We start from the raw sequence: 17,883 nt of genomic DNA, 5'->3' as shown, positions 1-17,883 counted from the left end.
CGGTTGAAAGGCCCCACCGGGTATCCGTACAGTCCGGCCGCTCGTCCAGTCATTTCATGCCCCGAGGTAGGTCTGCCGCACGTAGTCGTCGTGCATCAAGTCCGAGGCCGGCCCTTCGAGCGCGACGGCGCCGTTCTCGAGCACATAGCCGTAGTCCGAGATGCCCAGCGCCGCATAAGCGTTCTGCTCAACGATCAGCACCGTGCGCCCCGTGCGCGCAATGCGCCGGATGTCCGCGAACATTTCGGTCGTGAGCTTGGGCGAGATGCCCATCGACGGTTCGTCGAGCAGCAGCAGCGAGGGGTTGGACATCAGGCCACGGCCGATGGCGAGCATCTGCTGCTCGCCGCCCGACAGGACGCCGCCCAGCATGTTCGCCTTCCTGGCGAGCACCGGAAAAAGCGCATGGACCTCGTCCAGCGTGCGGGCCACGCCGGCCCGGTCCCGGCGCCGCACATAGGCCCCGACCTCCAGGTTCTCCAGCACCGTCAGGGTCCCGAAGATGCGCCGGCGCTGGGGTACGCAGGCCACGCCCGCGGCGATGATCTGCTCGGTGTCCAGGCCCAGGATCGACCGGCCATCGAGCTCGACGGCCCCTGCGCTGGCACGCAGGCGCCCCATCACCAGATTGAGCATGGTCGACTTGCCCGCACCATTGGCCCCGATCAGCGACACCACCTGTCCGCGGGGCACGCGCACGCTGATGTCGAACAGGATCTGCGCTTTGCCGTAGAAGGCGTCGGCATGGCGGATGTCCAGCACCAGCGGACCCGCGTCCGGCGCAGGCCCGCTCCGCAAGCCCGCGGGAAGGTCCGTCACGGCGTTCATCAGAACCGGACCGTGGTCTTCACCACGGGCTGCCCCTTCTGAATCTCGACGATGTTGATCTGGTTGTTGCAGTCGCCATTGGGCAGGCACTTGTAGTCGGCCAGCACGCCCTTGTACGAGATCCTGGCGAAAGCTTCGCGCACCTTTGCCGGCTCGGTCGAACCGGCATCGCCGATGGCCTTTGCCAGCAGCCAGGTGGCGTCGTAGTAGGTCGCCGCGTAGAGCTCGGTCTCCGTCTTGGTCCGCGCCTCGTATTTCTTGACGAACTCCTGCACCGCCGGGTCGGGATTGCCGGGCACGAAGTCGCTGGAGCTCAGCGCCCCTTCCGCCGCCTCGCCGGCCAGCTTCACAAACACCGGCTGGCTGAGCGAGGTGCTGCCGGCGAACTTCATCTTCAGGCCCAGCTGCTTGGCCTGGCGCACGATCAGGGCCGCCTCGTTGTCATGCGTCCACATGATCACCATCTGCGCGCCGGCATCGCGCAGGCGTCCCAGCTGGGCAGAGAAGTCCTTGTCCTCGGGGTTGTGCGACTCGACCCGCACGGGCTTGAGGCCCGCCGCCTCGATCTGCTCGATCACGCGGACGGCACCGGCCTTGCCGAAGTCGTCGTTGATCGAGAGCACGCCGATCTTGTCGAGCTTGAGGTGGGTGCGTGCGTACTCGACGATGGCCTTGGCGTTGAGGTTGTCGTTGGCGCGATTGCGGATCACGGTCATGCAGCCGGCCGCCGTCACGGGCACGCCACTCGCGCCCGTCACCGAGACGGCGCTGTCGCAGTACATCTTCTGCGTCGCCAGCTGCGCCACCGAGAAGTGTGGGCCCACGAAGGCCGTGACCTTGTGCACCTTGAGCAGCTTGTTGACCGCGTTGATCGCCACGTTCGGGTTGTCGGCCTGGTCGTCCTCGAACACCACCTTGAGCGGCTTGCCGAGCACGCCGCCACCCTTGTTGATCTCGTCCACGGCCAGCTCCACGCCCTGCCGGAAATAGCGGCCCAGGTTGGCACGCGGGCCGGTCAGGGGCGCCGCTGCACCGATGGTGACGGCGTCCTGCGCCATCGCCGGGGCGCTGAACAGAAGGCCGCCGGTCAAGGCGAGCGCGGCGGCCATGCTGGCCTTCAGGGGACGGTGTGCAGGGTTCATGGTGGTCTCCGGGTTGTCGTTGGCAGGGCAGGGTCTCGGCTGAAGCGCCGCGAGGCGAGTGACGGTGCGCGTGCGGGTGCAGGTGTTCAGGCGTGGTGGGCGAGCACAGCCGCGGCTTCGTGCTGCGGATGCGAGGTGCCGAGCGCAACAGCCGCGGCGTCGTAGCCGGCACGCTCGCCAAGGTAGGCCTCGATCACCTCAGGGTCGGCCTGGATCTCGGCCGGTGTGCCTTCGGCGATCTTCTTGCCGAGGTTCAGCACGACGACCCGGTCGCACATGGCCATCACGAGCTTGATGCGATGCTCCACCACCAGCACCGTGGTGCCCTGGGCGCGCAGCTTCTGCAGGATGTCCGCCAGCTCCAGGATCAGGCCGCCCCGCAGTCCGGCGGCGGGCTCGTCCAGCAGCAGCAGTCGGGGCCGGGCCACCATGGCGCGAGCGAGCTCGACCATCCGGCTCTGACCGAAGGACAGATCGCCAGCCCGGCGCGTCGCCAGGAAGTCGATGCCCATCGCCCTCAACGCCTCTTGCGCCGCACTGCGCGCCGCCGATTCGCGCTGTGCCGGCGTCGATCCGGCCGCAGCGCCGTGCCACGCGAGCATTACGTTCTCCAGCACGGTCATGGACTCCCACAACCGGACGTTCTGGAAGATGCGGGCCACGCCACGCGCATGGATGTCCCAGGCAGGCTGGGCGGAGATGTCCTCGCCGTCGAGCTCGATGTGCCCCGCGTCGGGCCGGACGATGCCGGAGCAGGCGTTGATCAAGGTGCTCTTGCCCGAACCGTTGGGGCCGATCACGCCCAGGATTTCGCCCTCGCGCACGTCGAAGCCCACCTGCTGCAGCGCATAGACGCCGCCGAAGTGCTTGGAGACATCGCGCACGCGCATCACGACGCGCGCATCGGGGCCGGGCGGTGTGGGGCGCGAGACGGGCGTGGAGTTCGCGTCGACGTCTTTCGGAATCGCCAGCACCGTGCCCGACTGCGGGCCGTGCTCCGTCTTTGGCAGCCACGGCGCCAGCAGCCAGTCGCCCACCACCCCCAGGCCATGCGGGGCAAGCAGCAGCACCAGCATCACGCCCAGCCCGAAGGCGGCCATGTAGTAGGCCTGCAGGTCGCGCAGCGCCTCGGGCAGGATGGTGACCACCGCGGCGCCCAACACGGTGCCGCCGATGGAGCCCAGCCCGCCGATCACCGTCATGAGCAGCAGCTTGACGCTTTCGACGATGAGAAAGTTGTTGGGCGAGATGAAGCCGTTGGTGAGCACGTACAGCCCGCCAGCCAGCGCGCCGAACACGCTGCACAGCACGAAGGCCTGGATCTTGGTGGTGCGCGAGTCGACCCCCATCGATTCGGCGGCGAGTTCATCGTCGCGCACCGCGCGCATGCGGCGGCCGAGTTGGCGGCCGTAGATCCGGATCGCGATCGCATAGACCGCGACCAGGATCAGCAGCAAGGGCAGGTACAGCAGGGTGTCCGTGTCGGGCCCCCACGATGCGAACAGGGCTGGCGCGGGCACGTCTCGCAGGCCCATCGGCCCGCCGGTCACGGCCTCTTCGTTCAAGACCACCTGCCGGAAGATCTCGTTGAGGGCCAGGGTGACGATGGCCAGGTAGTGGCCCTTGATGCGCATCGACAACAGGCCCAGCGCCACGCCCACGACCACCGCGATGCCGAGTGCAGCGGGCAGCGCGGCCCACCAGGGCACGGACAGCCGGGCGACCGCCAGGCCGGTGACATAGGCGCCGACGCCCATGAGCGCAGCCTGGCCGAGCACGATCTGGCCCGTCATGCCCGTGGCGATGTTCAGGCCCAGCGCAGCGATGGCCGCGATCCAGGTGAGGTTGAGGATGTGCAGCCAATAGGTGTTCACGGCCGCCACCCACGGGAACGCGGCCAGCGCCAGCAGGATGGCCAGGAGCAGGAACTTGCGCGCAGTCATCGTCATGCGTGCGCTCCTCATGCCCGGTCGGCGCTGCGTTCGGGCAGCAGCCCTTGCGGACGCAAGGCGAGAAAGGCCAGCAGCAGCACAAAAGCGATGGCCTCCTTGTAGGTCGATGAAATCCAGTACGCGCCCAGGTTCTCGCTCACACCGAGGAGCACGCCACCGAGGATTGCGCCGGGAATGCTGCCGAAGCCGCCGATGATCATCGCGACGAAGCCCTTGAGGCCCACCATGCCGCCCATCTCCGTCGTCACGAAGAACAGGGGCGCCAGCAGGATGCCGGCCAGCGCCGCAAGCACGCTGGAGTAGGCGAAGGTGCCCGCAAGGACCTTCTGCACCGGAATGCCCATCAGCGCAGCCGTGTCGCGATCGGCCGCCACGGCGCGCATCATCTTGCCGACCATCGTGCGACGCAGCACCACCTGCTGGACCGCAGTGAGCGCCAGCACGACGCCGATGATCATGAGGTGCTGCCAGCCGACGTTGAGGCCCATCAGCGCGATGCCGCCATCGCCCAGCGGGCTGGGATACAGCAGCGGCTCGGGCCCGTAGATGATGTGCGCCATCTCCTTGAGGAAGATGCCGAAGCCCACCGTCGCGACGATAGAGACCAGAGGCCGCTGCGACTGCAGCCGCGAGAACACCACGCGGGAGAAGACCGCCCCCAGCAGCGCCATCACCACCGCGGCCGACACCGCGGCGATCACGAAGGGAAAACCCAGCGCCGTGACGAAGGTCGCCACGAAGATGTAGGAGGAGAAGGTGACGAACTCGCCAGCGGCGAAGTTGACGATGGCCATCGTCCTCCAGACGAAGGCATAGCCCAGCGCCAGCAGGGCATAGATGGCCCCCATGGACAGTCCGCTGATGATGATCTGGCCGGTCATGCGGATTGACTCCAGCAAGGCGTGGACGAATACATGGCTTTCTCCTGGCGAAAGGGGCCCGCAGCCGAGCCGGCCGACCCTCGAGGGTGGCCGTCGGACTGGCGGCAAAAGGATGGCGAGTGGCGCTTACTTCTTCGCGCCGAGCTGATCGATCAGCTGCTTGAAGAGCGCCGTGTCACCGGAGATCTGCCGCTGGAAGGTCGCGCCGTCGGCCACCGCGTAGCCGAGGCTCTGACGCTCCATCGACTCCTTGACTGCGGGGTCGTTCGCGGCCTTGGTCGAAGCCGCCGTCAGCACACCCACGACATCCGCAGGCGTTCCCTTGGGCACCGCAACGCCGCGCCAGGTGCCCATGCTCAGGTCCACCTTGCGCTCCTTGAGCGTGGGCACATCCGCAAAGGCCCCCTGCATGCGCTGGTCCGACAGCACGGCCAGGGGACGGACCTTTTTGCCACTGACATAGGTCGCGACCTCCGACGGCGAGGACATCACCGCATCGATGTGGCCGCCCAGCAGCGCGACGATGGCCGGCGCGTTGCCCTGGAACGGCGCGTGCGTGAAGCTGGTGCCCAGCTTCTGTTGCAAGGCCAGCGCCGCCAGATGCGACACGCCGCCCGTGCCGGCATTGCCGAAGGTGACGGGCTGCGGGCGCTTCTTGACCGCCTCCACGAATTCGTCCACCGTCTTCCACGGCGAGTCCGCACTGACGCTCAGGACCAGCGGGTCCGAGTTCAGCCGCACGATAGGCGTGAAGTCGTCGGTGGTGAACTTGGCCACGCCCATGTGGGGCAGGATGGCCAGTTCGACCGAGATCATGCCGATCTTGTAGCCGTCGGGCCGGCTCGTGGCCACCTCGCCGAAGCCGATCGCGCCGCTGGCGCCCGGCTTGTTGATGACGGTCACCGGCTGCGGAAGGTGCTTCTTGATCGCGTCCGCAAACACCCGCGCGAGAGCGTCGGTGCCGCCGCCCGCGCCGAAGGGCACGATCATCTCGATCGGATGGTTCGGATAGTCGGTGGCGCCCTGCGCCATCGCAAGGCCGGGCAGGCCCTGCAGCGCGAGCAGCGCGCTCATGCAGCCGATGCGATGGAAGTGGCGGCGATAGGTGTTCATGGTCTTGTCTCCTTCGAATGTTGATGGGGCAACCGGCAAGCGGCCGGGGCTAGATGGCCTCGGCCATCCGCAGCACGGCCACCATGCCGGGGTCGTCGAGGCCGACACTGCGGTCGGCGAACATCCGGGCGCGCCCGACCTTGTTGGGCCGCCCGCGGTAATCGTCCAGCGCCTGTCGCGCGGAATGGACGGCAACGGCTCTTGCATCGGCCGTCAGGGGTGCCTGCTCCAGCGCCCGCGCAATGGCGTCCAGCGAGTCGAGCATGGTCTTGTCGCCCAGCGATGCACCACCGCGCGCCGCCAGCTGGGTGACGCACAGCGAGAGCAGTTCGGCGATCTGGTGGGGGCTCAGCGTCTCACGCGGTGGCACCCATTTCGCACTGCCGAGGAAGGCCGCGGCCAGCAGCGTCCCGAAGCTGGAGCCCGAGGCCTTGGCACAGGCCTGCGCGGCGCCGCGGAACACGGCTTCCAGACTGTCCGGCATGGCGGGCAGTGCCTGCTCGATGTTGGTGGCGCAACGCTCGAGCGTCGCGCCCAGGTCGCCATCGCCCAGCCGTCTATCGAGCTCGTTCAGTTCCGCCGCGGCCTTCTTCATCGCGTCCGCCCAGCGCGCGAGCGCTGCCTTCAACAGCTGTGCGTCCATGGTCAGACCTTCCAGAAGGGACAGTCAGCCGGTGCTTTGAGCAGGGCCTCGAGCTCGTCGTCCAGGGGCATCAGCGACAGGGAGGCACCGGCCATCTCCATGGACGTGGCATAACGCCCGACCAGCGGCATCACCGGCGTCACGCCCAACGCCCCGAGCCGCGCGGCCACCCGCCGGTAGAGGATGTACAGCTCCTCCAGCGGCGTGGCGCCGAGGCTGTTGACGAGCACAGCCACTCTTGCGCCCTGCCCGGTGGAAAGCTCCGGCAGCAGCCGGTCCAGCATTTCGTCGGCAAGCGCGTCGGCCGTCTTCAGCGGCCCGCGCCAGATCCCCGGCTCGCCATGGATGCCCATACCGAACTCGACCTCGTCCGGGGCGAGTTCGAAAGTCGCCTTGCCTGATTCAGGAACGATGCACGGTGTCAGCGCCACGCCGATGCTGCGAACGGCGTCGGCGGCCTTTCTTGCCGCGGCCGTCACCTCGGCCAGGCTGCCACCCAGGGCGGCCCGCGCCCCGGCGACCTTGTAGACCAGCACGAGCCCTGCCACACCGCGACGTTTGTCGCGCTGCTCGGCAGGGGCGCTCGCCACGTCGTCCGCCACGCGCAGCGATGTGATCGCCCTGCCCTCCAGTTCCAGGAACTCCTGCGCCATGTCGAAGTTCATGCGGTCGCCGCCGTAATTGCCGTAGAGGGCCAGCACACCCGCGCCGCCATCGCACTGCGCCATGGCCAGCTGGCAGTCGGCGACCCGGGGCCCGGCGAAGACGTTGCCGACGGCGCAGCCGTCCAGCAGCCCCTCGCCCACGTAGCCAAGGAAGACAGGCAGGTGGCCCGAGCCGCCGCCCGTCACGATGGCGACCTTGCCCGCCACGGGCCCATCGGCGCGGACGATGACGCGGCGATCCTCCCCGAGCAGCCGGTAGGTGTCGGGGTGGGCAGCGCACAGGCCTTCCAGCATCTCGTCCACGTAGTCGGACGGCGCGTTGAGGATCTTCTTCAAGGGGTGTCTCCGGGATCTGGTGCGCCAGGGCAGACGCCCTGTGCGTCGGGACGAAGCTCAGGCGAGCAGCGGCTGCAGGTTCTTCTTGATCGCCGCCTTCTGCGCATCGCTCACGCGCATCATGGGCGCGCGGGGTTCGAACATCGACACGCCCTGCAAGTGCTGGATGTACTTCACGCAGGCTGGCAGGTTGTCGTGATTGAGGCTGTTCCAGAGCGCATTGAGCTTGAAGTGGATGTCGCGCGCGGTCTCGTGGTCGTTGGCCGCCACGGCCTTCTGCAGCTTGACGATCACGCCCGGCACGGCACTGGTCAGCGCCGTGATGGCACCGTGCATGCCCAGGCAGAAGCCGGGGTACAGCAGCGCATCCACGCCCGAGAGCACCAGGTTCTCCGGCTTGCATCGCAGCAGCAGGTCGGAGACCGACTTCAGGTCGCCGCCGCTCTGCTTCATGCCGACCACGCCCGGCACCTCGTCCATGATCCGCAGCATGAGGTCGACGCTGAGGTAGTTCCAGGGGATCACGTTGTAGATCAGGATCGGGATGCCCGTCGCGTCGTAGATGGCCCGGAAGTGCTCGATGGTGGCTTCCGCATCGGGCTTGAAGAGGTAATGCACGGGCGTGACCTGCAGCGCCTCGATGTTCAGGCCCTTCAGCCGGTTGGTACGGACGATGGCGTCGCGCGTGCTCTGCACGATCAGGCCAGCGACGAAGGGAACGCGGTTGTTGGTGGCCTCGTACGCCTCGCGCATCACAGCCTCGTACTCGGCATCCGTGAGTGTGTGGCCTTCACCGGTGCTGCCGCCGGCGACGACGGCATTGGCGCCGGCTCCGATGATGAAGTCGATCTGCTCCTTCAGGCCGCCCTTGACCAGCTCACCCTTGGCGTCGAAGGGCATGGTGATGGGCGGCAGGACGCCGGTCAGTTTCTGGCGCAGCGAGGAAGAAGACGGTGCGGTCACGAGAGATCCTTTGGAGGTTGGAAAGGGCGAAAGCCATTCAGGCAGCGTCTGGCCAGGTTCCGCTAGGGAAGTGATCGTCGGCAAGACGGCCATCTATCGCCACTAATTCCGGAATCCGGTACAACGTTCCGTAATTTTGCGGGCCAAAAAAAGGAGCCACATCGGGGCTAACCCCGTGTGTGGCTCGCTGCAGCCTGGGCCGCCTTCAAAGCGAGAGCAGCGCCGTCGACCCTGCCATCAGCGCGGCGGCATGTAGCCCAGATGCATGGAAATGGAGTCAGCGGCCTGGATGACCAGACTGGAGAGCTGATGGATGCGCTCGTCGGTCATGCGGTCCGCCGGTCCGGTCACGCTGACAGCGGCAAACACCTGGCCTCCTGCATTACGGATCGGGGCCGCCACGCAGCGCACCCAGATCTGATGCTCGGAGTTGTCGATCGCATAGCCCCGCTCCCGTATCGTCGACAGCTCGGCGCGCAATGCCTCGCCGCTGGTCAGGGTCTGTGCAGTGAATGGCCGCAGGCCGGCGGCGATGATCCTGTCCACCACCTCCGGACCCTGGAATGCGAGCACCGCCTTTCCGACGCTCGTGCAGTAGGCCGGTGCAGATTCGGTCCCGCTCAGGTGACGCCCCGGCACGCGTTCCTGCGGGTCCTCCCGCTCCACCACGACCACGTTGTAGCCGTCGAAGACGCCAAGGTGGGCCGACTCGCTGGCGAGCCGTGAAAGGCGATCCATGAAGGGCTTGGCCTCGCGCATCAGGTCCAGATTCGCCAGCGCCAGACTGCCCAGCTCGAACAGCCGCAGTCCGAGGCTGTACTGGCCGCTGCGGCCGTCCTGCTGAATGAAGCCGATCTCGCGCAGGGCGGTCAGCATGCGATGGGTGGTCGCCCGCGGCAGGTCGGCCGATTGCGCGATGCGCGCCAGGCTGAGCGAGCGGTCGACGGTGGTGAAACAGCCCAGGATGTCCATCATCTTCCCGAAGGACTGGATGCGGTTCTTGTCGCTGGCGGCGGAATTCTTGATGTCGCTCATGGTGGCGCAGAGTCGTGGATCAGGCGACTGTAGACCTTCCGGATTCCGGAATCAAATCCATAGACCCAGCAGGATCACCTGCGGGTCGTCCAAGCGCAGCGCGGCAGCCGCCCGGGTCGCCGGCTTCACCCGACGATGCGGATGACGGCAACCACGGCCGCCCCCGAGCCCAGCGCCGCCGCCAGCATCAGCACGCCGTCCCTCACCAGAAGGGCCAGTCCGAACAGCGCGATGGCCAGCATGGGCACCGAACTGGCAAAAGGCACCAGCTCCAGCGGCGGTACAAGGCAGGCCAAGGCAATGACTGCGGCAGCTGCAATGCGGACGAACGGGCCGCGCGTGAGCATCGACAGGCGCCGGTGGCAATGACGGTCCAGGAAGCGGGTGACCGGCTGCAGCCTGTCCAAAGCGGTCGGAAGGCGCCCACCCGCCACCGCGCGGCGACGCAGCCATTGCGGCATCCAGACCTGCTGGCGACCGAAGAGCATCTGTGCGGCAAAGAGGGCCACCACGCCGGCCAGCAGCGTCGGCACGCCGGGCACGCCGCCCAGGGGTGAAAGCTCCAGCAGTGCGGGAACGAGCAGGAACGGCCCGTAGCCTCGCGTGCCCATCGCATCGGCCACGCAGCCGGCCGTCACGCGTTGCTCCCGGCGCGCGAGCGCGCGCAGCTTGTCCACCAGTGCAGCCGCGCCGTCGGTCGCTGGCGCGGGCGATGTCGCAGCCCCAGCGACCGCCGCCGTGGACTGCAGCGCGCTTGCGGCAGGCGCGCGCTGCGCGCGGGGTGCAGAGGGATCGGGCATCGACGGCATGGGCTTCTCGGCGGGCAGCATTCGCCACACAGCATCGCGACCCTGCCCTTTCGGGAATGTCGGCCGCCTCGGCGCTCGGCTGTAGGGGGGATGCGCCCGGGAGGCCCCGCCACCGCTCAGGCAGCGTCGGTGCGCGGCGCCGCGGAAGCCAGAGGCGCCAGTCGACGCAAGGTTCGCTCCAGCATGTCCACCTCCACCAGCTTGGCAAGGTGCGCAGAAAAGCCGCGCTCGAGTGTGGCGGCGCGATGGGCCGGCAGCGCATAGCCGCTGATGGCGACGAACCGCGGAGGCTCGCGCAGCGTCAGATGCGCCTGGTCGGCGACTGCCCAGCCACTCATGCCCGGCAAGCCCAGGTCCAGCAGGACCACCCGGGGTCGCAGCCGGCGGATCTTCTCGAGGGCCTCCGGTCCGTCGAGGGCCCGGGCCACGGCGTAGCCCAGCGTCTCGATCAAAAGCCCCAGCGTCTCCGCCGAATCCGGCACATCGTCGACGACGAGCACCAATGGCGCGACAGCGGCGCCCACCCCTCTGACGCCGCCTTCCTCCACAGGCGCCAGCGCAGGCAGCAGGACCACGAACTCGGAGCCTTCGCCAGCCACCCCTGTGCTTCGCGCCTCGACCTCGCCGCCGTGCATCTGCACCAGCTGCCGCACCAGCGCCAGTCCCAGGCCCAGGCCGCCGGGCGCACGCTCGCTGCCGTGCCGACACTGCTCGAACATCTCGAAGACGCGGGGCAGCTCCTCGGGCGGGATGCCGGGTCCGTTGTCGCGCACGCGAATCCGGACCTGATCGCGCGCCGTGTCCCGCGACGCCTCGACATGGATGTGGCCGCGGGGCTGGGTGTATTTGACGGCATTGACCACCAGATTGGAGACGACCTGGATCGGCCGCGCGCGATCGCCTGCCGTCCAGAGCCCTGGGGCAAGCTCGACCGACAGGGTCTGCTCACGGGCCGCAAATGCGCGGCTGGAAGGCTTCCGGCGCCTCCTCCAAGGCAGGAGCAATCTCCACGGGCTTGCGCTCCAGCTGGATCTTGCCGTTGGCGATGCGGGCGGCATCGAGCAAGTCGTCCACCAGCCGGGTCAGCTGGCGCGTCTGCCGCCCGATGATGCCGGCCATGCGCGCCACGGTCGGGTCGGCCTGACCGCGGCCGAGGATCTCTGCGGCGGTGGCGATGGGCGCAAGGGGGTTGCGCAGCTCATGGCCCAGCAGCGCCAGGAACTCCTGGATGCGCCGGCCTTCGGTCTCCAGTGCCGCCACGCGGCGCTTCTTGGTGAGGTCGCGCGTGACCTTGGCAAAGCCCTTGAGCACCCCACCCGCGTCGAAGGTGGCCGAGATCACCACATTGGCCCAGAAGCGCGTGCCGTCCTTGCGCAGGCGCCAGCCCTCGTCCTCGAAGCGGCCCACGGTGCGGGCCTCCTCCAGCTCGCGATCGGGAAAGCCGGAAGCGCGCACCTCGTCGGGATAGAACACCGAGAAGTGCTGGCCGACGATCTCTGCAGCTTCGTAGCCCGTGTTCGCACGCGCGCCGGCGTTCCAGCTCACGACGTGGCCGCTCGGGTCGAGCATGAAGATGGCGTAATCCTTGACGCTGTCCACCAGGAGCCGGAAGCGCTGCTCGCTGGCGCGGATCTCCTCCTGCTAACGCTGTCGCTCGGTGAGGTCGCGCGTGACCTTGACGAAGCCCAGCACCTGGCCCTGGTCGCCATCGATGCGCGTGATGATGACGCTGGCCCAGAAGCGCGTTCCGTCCTTGCGCAGGCGCCAGCCTTCCTCCTCGTACTTGCCGACCTGGACCGCCACGGCCAGTTCGTGCTCCGGCCAGCGCCGCGCCAGCAGCTCGGGCGGATAGAAGATGGAGAAATGCCGGCCGATGATCTCGTCGGCCTCGTAGGCCTTGAGGCGCTGCGCGCCACGGTTCCAGCTCAGGATCACGCCGTTGGCGTCGAGCATGAAGATGGCGTAGTCCTCCACGGCCTCCACCATGCGCCGGTAATCCGAAGCGGGGGTCGCGGAGCGGCGGGGCAGCGTGCTGACGCTGCCCAGGGAGGGCGGCTTGTCCATGCCGGTCGGGCGTTGAGACGGCGCCCGAACTCTGCACGCAGCGACGCCGCGAGGTCAAACCGGCAACCGGCCAAAGCTAGGGTGCCGTGCCGCTCGTCACCGTCCACCAGCGCGGCAGCAGCGCCAGCACCTCGGGCTGGGCAAAGCGGTCGTCCAGCAGGTGCACCACGCCCGTGTCCTGCTCGGTGCGCACCACACGCCCCGCCGCCTGCACCACCTTGCGCAGGCCGGGGTAGAGGTAGGTGTAGGCATAGCCCTGGCCGAACATGGCCTCCATGCGCTCGCGCAGCACCTCGTTGGCCTCGTCGTGCTGCGGCAGGCCCAGGCTGGCGACGAAGGCACCCACCAGCCGGTCGCCGGGCAGGTCCACGCCTTCCGCAAAGGCACCGCCCAGCACCGCGAAGGCGATGCCCTGCCCGCCCGGCGCGAAACGGGCGACGAAGGCGGTGCGCTCGCGTTCGGGCATGCCGGACGACTGCCGCCAGACCGGCACCCCGGGATGCTGCCGCGCGAAGGCCTCGAAGGCCATGTCCAGGTACGCGAAGCTGCTGAAGAAGGCGATGTAGTTGCCGGGCCGCTGCGCGAACTGCCGGGCCATCACCGCCGTGATCCGCGGCAGGGAGCGCGGACGGTCGCGCAGGCGCGTGGAGACGTCGCGCGCCACCTCCACGCGCAGCTGCTCGGCGCGGAAGGGCGAGTCCACCTCCAGCTCCACCGTGTCCTCGGGCAGGCCCAGCAGGTCGCGGTAGTAGCCGAAGGGCGCGATGGTGCCCGAGAAGAGCACGGCCGTGGACGCCCCCGCGAAGCGCGGCCGCAGAAAGCCGGCCGGCACCAGGTTTCTGATGGCCAGGGTCAGCGGCTCGCCCTGCGGCGTGTTCGTCACCTCGAAGACCGAATGCGGCCCGAAGACGTCGGCCAGCCGCACCAGCGCCAGCAGGCCGAAGAACAGCGCCTGCAGCGGCCCGGGCAGCTCCGGCGACGACTGCGCCGCATGCTCCGACAGGGCCGCGACCGCATCGGCCAGGCTGCGCACCAGCGGCTCGGGCAGGTCGGTGGCCGCGGCATAGGGCACGGTCTGGGCGCGCGACACCTGCCGCCATTCGCGCCGCACCCGTCGCAAGGCCGCCTGCACGAAGGCCGGCGCCGCCGCCTCGCCGCCGTCGAGCAGCGTGAAGGCCAGCGTGGTCGAGTACATGGCGCGTGCCCGGTCCACCAGGTTGTGGGCCTCGTCGACCAGCACGGCCACCTGCCATTCCTCCTCGCGGGCGAGCGCATGCAGCATGGCGGTGCCGTCGAAGTAGTAGTTGTAGTCGCCCACCACCACGTCGCTCCAGCGCACCATCTCCTGGCCCAGGAAGTAGGGACACACGCCATGGCCGGCCGCGATGCGGCGCAACGCCTCCCGGTCCAGCCAGCGGGCCTCGGCGGCTTCGGCGCGGGCCGCCGGCAGGCGGTTGTAGAAGCCCTTGGCCAGCGGGCAGCTGTCGCCATGGCAGGCGGCACCGGGGCGCTCGCAGGCGGACTCGCGTGCGCTCAGCTCCAGCACCCGCAGCGCCCGGTCATCGCCCAGCTGGCGCAGGGCGTCGAGCGCCACCTGCCGTCCGGGCGTCTTGGCGGTGAGGAAGAACACCTTGTCCGTGCCGTGCGCGGCCATGCCGCGCAGCAGCGGATAGGTGGTGGCCAGCGTCTTGCCGATGCCCGTGGGCGCCTGGGCGATCAGGCAGCGCCGGCACGCGGCGGCGCGGTAGACGTCGCGCGAGAGCTTGTGCTGGCCGGCGCGGAAGTCGCCGTGCGGAAAGGCCAGCTGCGCCATCTGCGCATCGCGCTGCGCGCGGTGCGCTTCCTCCTGCTGCGCCCAGCGGGCATAGGCCTCGCACATGGCCTGCAGCGCGGCCTTCAGGGCAGTCGCCTCGCAATGCTCCTGCAGCACCGTCTCCTCACCGCTGGCGAGGTCCAGGTAGACCAGGGCGACGGTGATCGACGTGAGCGCATCGCGCTCGCACAGCAGGGCCGCATAGGTCTTGGCCTGCGCCCAGTGCAGCGCGCGGTGGTTGCCCTTGATGCGCGCGAAGTCGCCGCGGAAGGTCTTGATCTCCTCCACCCGCCGCTGGCCGGCGTCGTAGCCGTCGGCGCGGCCACGCACCTGCAAGCCGTCGACGACCGTCTCCAGCGCCACCTCGCGCTCGTAGCCCGGTCCGCGCCGCGACTGCACCAGCGAATGGCCGGCCTGCCCTTCGTGCGCGGTGGGCGCCGGCACGAAGCGGATGTCCAGGTCGCCCGCCTTGGCCGCGAAGGCACACAGCGACTTGACGGAGACGCGGGACATGGCGGGAGCGCAGCCGGGCGGGCCGGTCGCCGTCAGCGCAGAAGCGCCGCCGCGCGCACAACCCGCGCGCGCCCCGCACCCGCGCCGGCCAGGGCCAGCGCCACGCCGATGACGCCGAAGAGCAGGGCCGAGGCGCGGAAGCTGCCCGTCCAGGCCCGCAGCAACCCCACCAGCATCGGCCCCGTCGCGGCCACCAGGTAGCCCACGCCCTGCGCCATGCCCGAGAGCTGGGCGGCGACGCGCGCGTCGGGCGAGCGCATCACGATCATCGTGAGCGCCAGCGAGAAGGTGCCGCCCTGCGCAATGCCCAGCAGCACCGCCCAGCCCCAGATGCCGCCCAGCGGCGCGAACATGCAGGCCCACAGCGTCGCCACCGTGAGCACGGCCAGTCCCACGGCCAGCGCCACCTGGTTGCGCTGGCGCTGCGCCAGCGTGGGCAGCACCAGGCAGGTGGGCACCTGCACCAGCACCGACAGCGAGACCACGAAGCCCGCCGTGGCCGCGGCCAGGCCCCGTTCGCGCAGCACCGGCGCCAGCCAGCCCATCACCGAATAGGCGAGCGCCGACTGCAGGCCCATGAACAGCGTGACCTGCCAGGCCAGCCCGTCGCCCCACAGGCCGCGCACCCGGAAGGCGGATTCGCCGGCATCCCGCCGCGCCGGCCAGGCACGCGGCGCCCACAGCGCCAGGGCGACCGCGGCCGGCACGGTCCACATCGCCAGCGCGCCCTGCCACCCCAGGCCCAGCGCCTGCTGCAAGGGCACGGTGAAGCCCGCCCCGCTGGCGGCGCCGGCGCACACGGCCATGGTGTACAGGCCCATCATCAGCGCCGTGCGGCTGTCGAAGTCGCGCTTGACCAGGGCCGACAGCAGCACGTTGGCCACCGCGATGCCCACGCCCGCCAGCGCCGAGGCCGCGAACAGCAGTGGCAGTTGCGCCGAGCCGCGCAGCAGCGTGCCGGCGGTGATGAGCACCATGCAGGCCAGCAGCGTGCGCTCGATGCCCAGGCGCCGGCCGAGCCAGGGTGCCACCATCGCGAAGGCGCCGAGGCAGATCACGGGCAGCGTGGTCAGTGCACTGGCCGCGGCCGCCGACATGCCGGTGGCCGCCACGATGTCGGGCAGCACCACCGACAGGCTGGAGAACACCGGCCGCAGATTGAAGGCGATGAGCACGATCGACAGGGCGAGCAGCCCCAGGTTCTGCGCAACGGGGCCGGATCGCGGGCGGGAGGACGTGGAAGCAGTGGGGAAGGCAGGCATGCAAGAGAAAGGCAGCACCCGCAGGTGCGCGAAGGTCGTGGCCGACGACGGGCGCCGCTGGAACGGCGGCAGGCCCGCCGTGGGAGCGCGGATGCTGCCACAGCGGGCCCATGCGGGCTGTCGCGCAGGCCGAAACCCATGAAGGCGGCGCAGCCCGCAGGGGGTGGCTCGTAGGACGGCACCGCCAGGGCGCCGCACATCGCGCAGCGGCGGGTGTAGTCCGGGGGCGGGGGGTCGGTCCCGGCCGACAGCCACCCGCGCTGCGCCCTTGCCGACGTGACCGGCCAACACCCCGATGGTGGATCCATGCAGAACACACCCCTTGCCCGAAGGGCCGCCGAAGAAGCCCAGATGCACCACCTCACCACCGCCTCGCCCGCGGCGCCGCTGCAGCCCCGGGCTGGCGCCCCTGCCGCGAACGAGGACGGCCGTGCGCTGGCCCACGGCGCCCGCGCGCTGTACGACGCGCTGCTGCAGGCCAACGACCAACCGGACGACGCGCTGCGCGCCCAGGCCCGCGCCTTCATCGAGCGCTGGCGGGCCGAGATGCGGACGCAGCCCTGCGACCTGCCCGCTTCGCCCGACGGCCTGGCCGCCTGGCAACAGGCCAACCTGGCCTCGACCGGCGCGGCCTACCAGGCCTATCTGGCCGTGCGCAAGGCGGGCGGGCCACGGCGCTACTTCGGCAGCCGCTCGCATGCGCTCAACTTCCTGCGCGCGGTCGCGCCCACCAAGCTGGTCGATGGCGCCTGGCTGTATGGCCTGCTGCCCGATGCCGCCAATCCGCACCTCAACGACCTGATCCTTACCTACGTGGAGGAACTGGGCGACGGCGACCCCGACAAGAACCACGTGCTGCTCTACCGCCGCCTGCTCGATGCCATGGGCATCGTGGACTGGGCCGAACAGCCTGACGAGGCCTATGTGCAGGGCGCGCTGCAGCTGTCGCTGGCCGCCTGCACCACCGAGCTGCTGCCTGAGGTGATCGGCTTCAACCTGGGCTACGAGCAGTTGCCCCTGCACCTGCTGATCACGGCCTACGAGCTGGACGAGCTGGGCATCGACCCGACCTACTTCACGCTGCATGTGACGGTGGACAACGCCGCGGGCGGCCATGCGCAGCGCGCCCTGCGGGCCGCGGCCGAGAACCTGCCCGCCCTGGCCGACCGCGAGACCTTCTGGGCCCGGGTGGCCGACGGCTACATGCTGAGCAACGCCGGCCCGGGCACCACGGACGCCATCGCCGCCTTCGACCCCCACGAGGCCCTGCTGCAGGTGCTGGGGGGCCGGGCCGGTGAAGGCAGCCTGGCTCATTCCGACTACTGCCGCATCGAAGGCCGCACGGTCAACCAGTGGCTGGCCGATCCGGCCGCCATCGGCGGTTTCGTGGCCGCCTTAGAACGCAAGGGGTGGCTGGTGCGGGGCAGCGACCCCGCGCAGAGCCGCTTCTGGGCCCTGCTGCAAGGCGAGCACGCGAGCATGTTCGGCGTCTTCGGCGACTACGAGCTTCAGGTCATCTACGACTGGATCCGCGGCGATGCCGCGGCCGATGGGGCGGCGTTCGTCCGCGCCGGCCCGGCGGCCCGGGCGCCGGCGCCCCCGCGCGCCTTCCGGCATGTGCGCCGGGCCGCGCAGGGTCAGACGCCGCTGTCGCTGGCCACGCTGGCCGAGGACGGCAGCACGCTCGATCCGGACCTCGCCGAGTTGCGGCAGGTGCTGGACGGCGACGATGCGGCCGGTCGCGGCGCGGCGCTGCGCCGGCTGCTGGGGCCGGCCATGCACTGGGGGCCGGCAGGGCTGGAAGCCACCCGTCACGTCGCCCAGATGATGCGGGCCGCCTGAACGCGCCTGCGCCGCCCGCCGG

Annotated in this window: 16 protein-coding genes; 1 reads left to right on the top strand and 15 read right to left on the bottom strand. The window is 69.7% G+C overall.

Annotated elements, in window-relative coordinates; genetic code table 11:
- Positions 1-54: 54 nt before the first annotated feature.
- From KBC94_RS24255 to KBC94_RS24185, 15 genes are all read right to left on the bottom strand, one after another.
- On the bottom strand, positions 55-828 hold the full coding sequence (locus tag KBC94_RS24255; protein ID WP_294376393.1) for an ABC transporter ATP-binding protein: 774 nt from the start codon (positions 826-828) through the stop codon (positions 55-57).
- The gene (locus KBC94_RS24250) at positions 828-1,970 is read right to left on the bottom strand and encodes an ABC transporter substrate-binding protein (protein WP_294376389.1); all 1,143 of its coding nucleotides are present in this window, start codon (positions 1,968-1,970) and stop codon (positions 828-830) included. The genes KBC94_RS24255 and KBC94_RS24250 overlap by 1 nt, the downstream gene beginning before the upstream one ends.
- An 86-nt stretch (positions 1,971-2,056) precedes the next feature.
- Positions 2,057-3,919 carry a branched-chain amino acid ABC transporter ATP-binding protein/permease gene (locus tag KBC94_RS24245; protein ID WP_294376386.1) on the bottom strand — a complete coding sequence of 621 codons (1,863 nt, stop codon included), beginning with the start codon at positions 3,917-3,919 and terminating at the stop codon, positions 2,057-2,059.
- 11 nt (positions 3,920-3,930) lie between these two features.
- Positions 3,931-4,803, bottom strand: a complete 873-nt coding sequence (locus tag KBC94_RS24240; RefSeq protein WP_294376384.1) for a branched-chain amino acid ABC transporter permease — start codon at positions 4,801-4,803, stop codon at positions 3,931-3,933.
- A gap of 126 nt (positions 4,804-4,929) precedes the next feature.
- Positions 4,930-5,916 (bottom strand): tripartite tricarboxylate transporter substrate binding protein, encoded by a 987-nt coding sequence (locus tag KBC94_RS24235; protein ID WP_294376381.1) that lies wholly within the window; start codon positions 5,914-5,916, stop codon positions 4,930-4,932.
- 49 nt (positions 5,917-5,965) lie between these two features.
- Positions 5,966-6,559 carry a DAK2 domain-containing protein gene (locus KBC94_RS24230; protein WP_294376378.1) on the bottom strand — a complete coding sequence of 198 codons (594 nt, stop codon included), beginning with the start codon at positions 6,557-6,559 and terminating at the stop codon, positions 5,966-5,968.
- Positions 6,560-6,561: 2 nt separating this feature from the next.
- Positions 6,562-7,560 (bottom strand): dihydroxyacetone kinase subunit DhaK, encoded by a 999-nt coding sequence (locus tag KBC94_RS24225; RefSeq protein ID WP_294376376.1) that lies wholly within the window; start codon positions 7,558-7,560, stop codon positions 6,562-6,564.
- Positions 7,561-7,617: 57 nt separating this feature from the next.
- Positions 7,618-8,523 carry a dihydrodipicolinate synthase family protein gene (locus KBC94_RS24220; RefSeq protein WP_294376374.1) on the bottom strand — a complete coding sequence of 302 codons (906 nt, stop codon included), beginning with the start codon at positions 8,521-8,523 and terminating at the stop codon, positions 7,618-7,620.
- Between the two features lie 237 nt (positions 8,524-8,760).
- Positions 8,761-9,558, bottom strand: a complete 798-nt coding sequence (locus KBC94_RS24215) for an IclR family transcriptional regulator (RefSeq protein WP_294376372.1) — start codon at positions 9,556-9,558, stop codon at positions 8,761-8,763.
- A 125-nt stretch (positions 9,559-9,683) separates the two neighbouring features.
- The gene (locus tag KBC94_RS24210) at positions 9,684-10,235 is read right to left on the bottom strand and encodes an exopolysaccharide biosynthesis protein (protein WP_294376369.1); all 552 of its coding nucleotides are present in this window, start codon (positions 10,233-10,235) and stop codon (positions 9,684-9,686) included.
- 248 nt (positions 10,236-10,483) lie between these two features.
- Positions 10,484-11,371: a hybrid sensor histidine kinase/response regulator gene (locus tag KBC94_RS24205; protein ID WP_294376365.1), complete on the bottom strand. Its 888-nt coding sequence runs from the start codon at positions 11,369-11,371 to the stop codon at positions 10,484-10,486.
- On the bottom strand, positions 11,313-11,966 hold the full coding sequence (locus tag KBC94_RS24200; RefSeq protein ID WP_294376362.1) for a PAS domain-containing protein: 654 nt from the start codon (positions 11,964-11,966) through the stop codon (positions 11,313-11,315). The genes KBC94_RS24205 and KBC94_RS24200 overlap by 59 nt, the downstream gene beginning before the upstream one ends.
- A gap of 42 nt (positions 11,967-12,008) precedes the next feature.
- Entirely contained in the window at positions 12,009-12,431 is a 423-nt protein-coding gene (locus KBC94_RS24195; protein ID WP_294376358.1) for a PAS domain S-box protein, read from the bottom strand.
- Between the two features lie 76 nt (positions 12,432-12,507).
- On the bottom strand, positions 12,508-14,757 hold the full coding sequence (locus KBC94_RS24190) for an ATP-dependent DNA helicase (RefSeq protein ID WP_294376353.1): 2,250 nt from the start codon (positions 14,755-14,757) through the stop codon (positions 12,508-12,510).
- Between the two features lie 32 nt (positions 14,758-14,789).
- Positions 14,790-16,019 (bottom strand): MFS transporter, encoded by a 1,230-nt coding sequence (locus tag KBC94_RS24185; protein WP_294376351.1) that lies wholly within the window; start codon positions 16,017-16,019, stop codon positions 14,790-14,792.
- Positions 16,020-16,325: 306 nt separating this feature from the next.
- Between KBC94_RS24185 and KBC94_RS24180 the strand changes: the two genes are divergently transcribed.
- Positions 16,326-17,861, top strand: coding sequence for an iron-containing redox enzyme family protein (locus tag KBC94_RS24180; protein ID WP_294376348.1), 1,536 nt, complete (start codon positions 16,326-16,328; stop codon positions 17,859-17,861).
- Positions 17,862-17,883: the final 22 nt, after the last annotated feature.

It is taken from the genome of Pseudacidovorax sp., assembly GCF_017991995.1.
Taxonomy (GTDB): Bacteria; Pseudomonadota; Gammaproteobacteria; order Burkholderiales; family Burkholderiaceae_C; genus Xenophilus.
Note: the sequence above shows the minus strand (reverse complement) of the source record. Positions and strands in the feature narration are given on the sequence as shown.

Bases quoted from the DNA above. Each gene is read 5' to 3' on its own strand.
- KBC94_RS24255 (WP_294376393.1), bottom strand. From the start codon at position 828: ATGAACGCCGTGACGGACCTTCCCGCGGGCTTGCGGAGCGGGCCTGCG.
- KBC94_RS24250 (WP_294376389.1), bottom strand. From the start codon at position 1,970: ATGAACCCTGCACACCGTCCCCTGAAGGCCAGCATGGCCGCCGCGCTC.
- KBC94_RS24245 (WP_294376386.1), bottom strand. From the start codon at position 3,919: ATGACGATGACTGCGCGCAAGTTCCTGCTCCTGGCCATCCTGCTGGCG.
- KBC94_RS24240 (WP_294376384.1), bottom strand. From the start codon at position 4,803: ATGACCGGCCAGATCATCATCAGCGGACTGTCCATGGGGGCCATCTAT.
- KBC94_RS24235 (WP_294376381.1), bottom strand. From the start codon at position 5,916: ATGAACACCTATCGCCGCCACTTCCATCGCATCGGCTGCATGAGCGCG.
- KBC94_RS24230 (WP_294376378.1), bottom strand. From the start codon at position 6,559: ATGGACGCACAGCTGTTGAAGGCAGCGCTCGCGCGCTGGGCGGACGCG.
- KBC94_RS24215 (WP_294376372.1), bottom strand. From the start codon at position 9,558: ATGAGCGACATCAAGAATTCCGCCGCCAGCGACAAGAACCGCATCCAG.
- KBC94_RS24195 (WP_294376358.1), bottom strand. From the start codon at position 12,431: ATGGACAAGCCGCCCTCCCTGGGCAGCGTCAGCACGCTGCCCCGCCGC.
- KBC94_RS24190 (WP_294376353.1), bottom strand. From the start codon at position 14,757: ATGTCCCGCGTCTCCGTCAAGTCGCTGTGTGCCTTCGCGGCCAAGGCG.
- KBC94_RS24185 (WP_294376351.1), bottom strand. From the start codon at position 16,019: ATGCCTGCCTTCCCCACTGCTTCCACGTCCTCCCGCCCGCGATCCGGC.
- KBC94_RS24180 (WP_294376348.1), top strand. From the start codon at position 16,326: ATGCAGAACACACCCCTTGCCCGAAGGGCCGCCGAAGAAGCCCAGATG.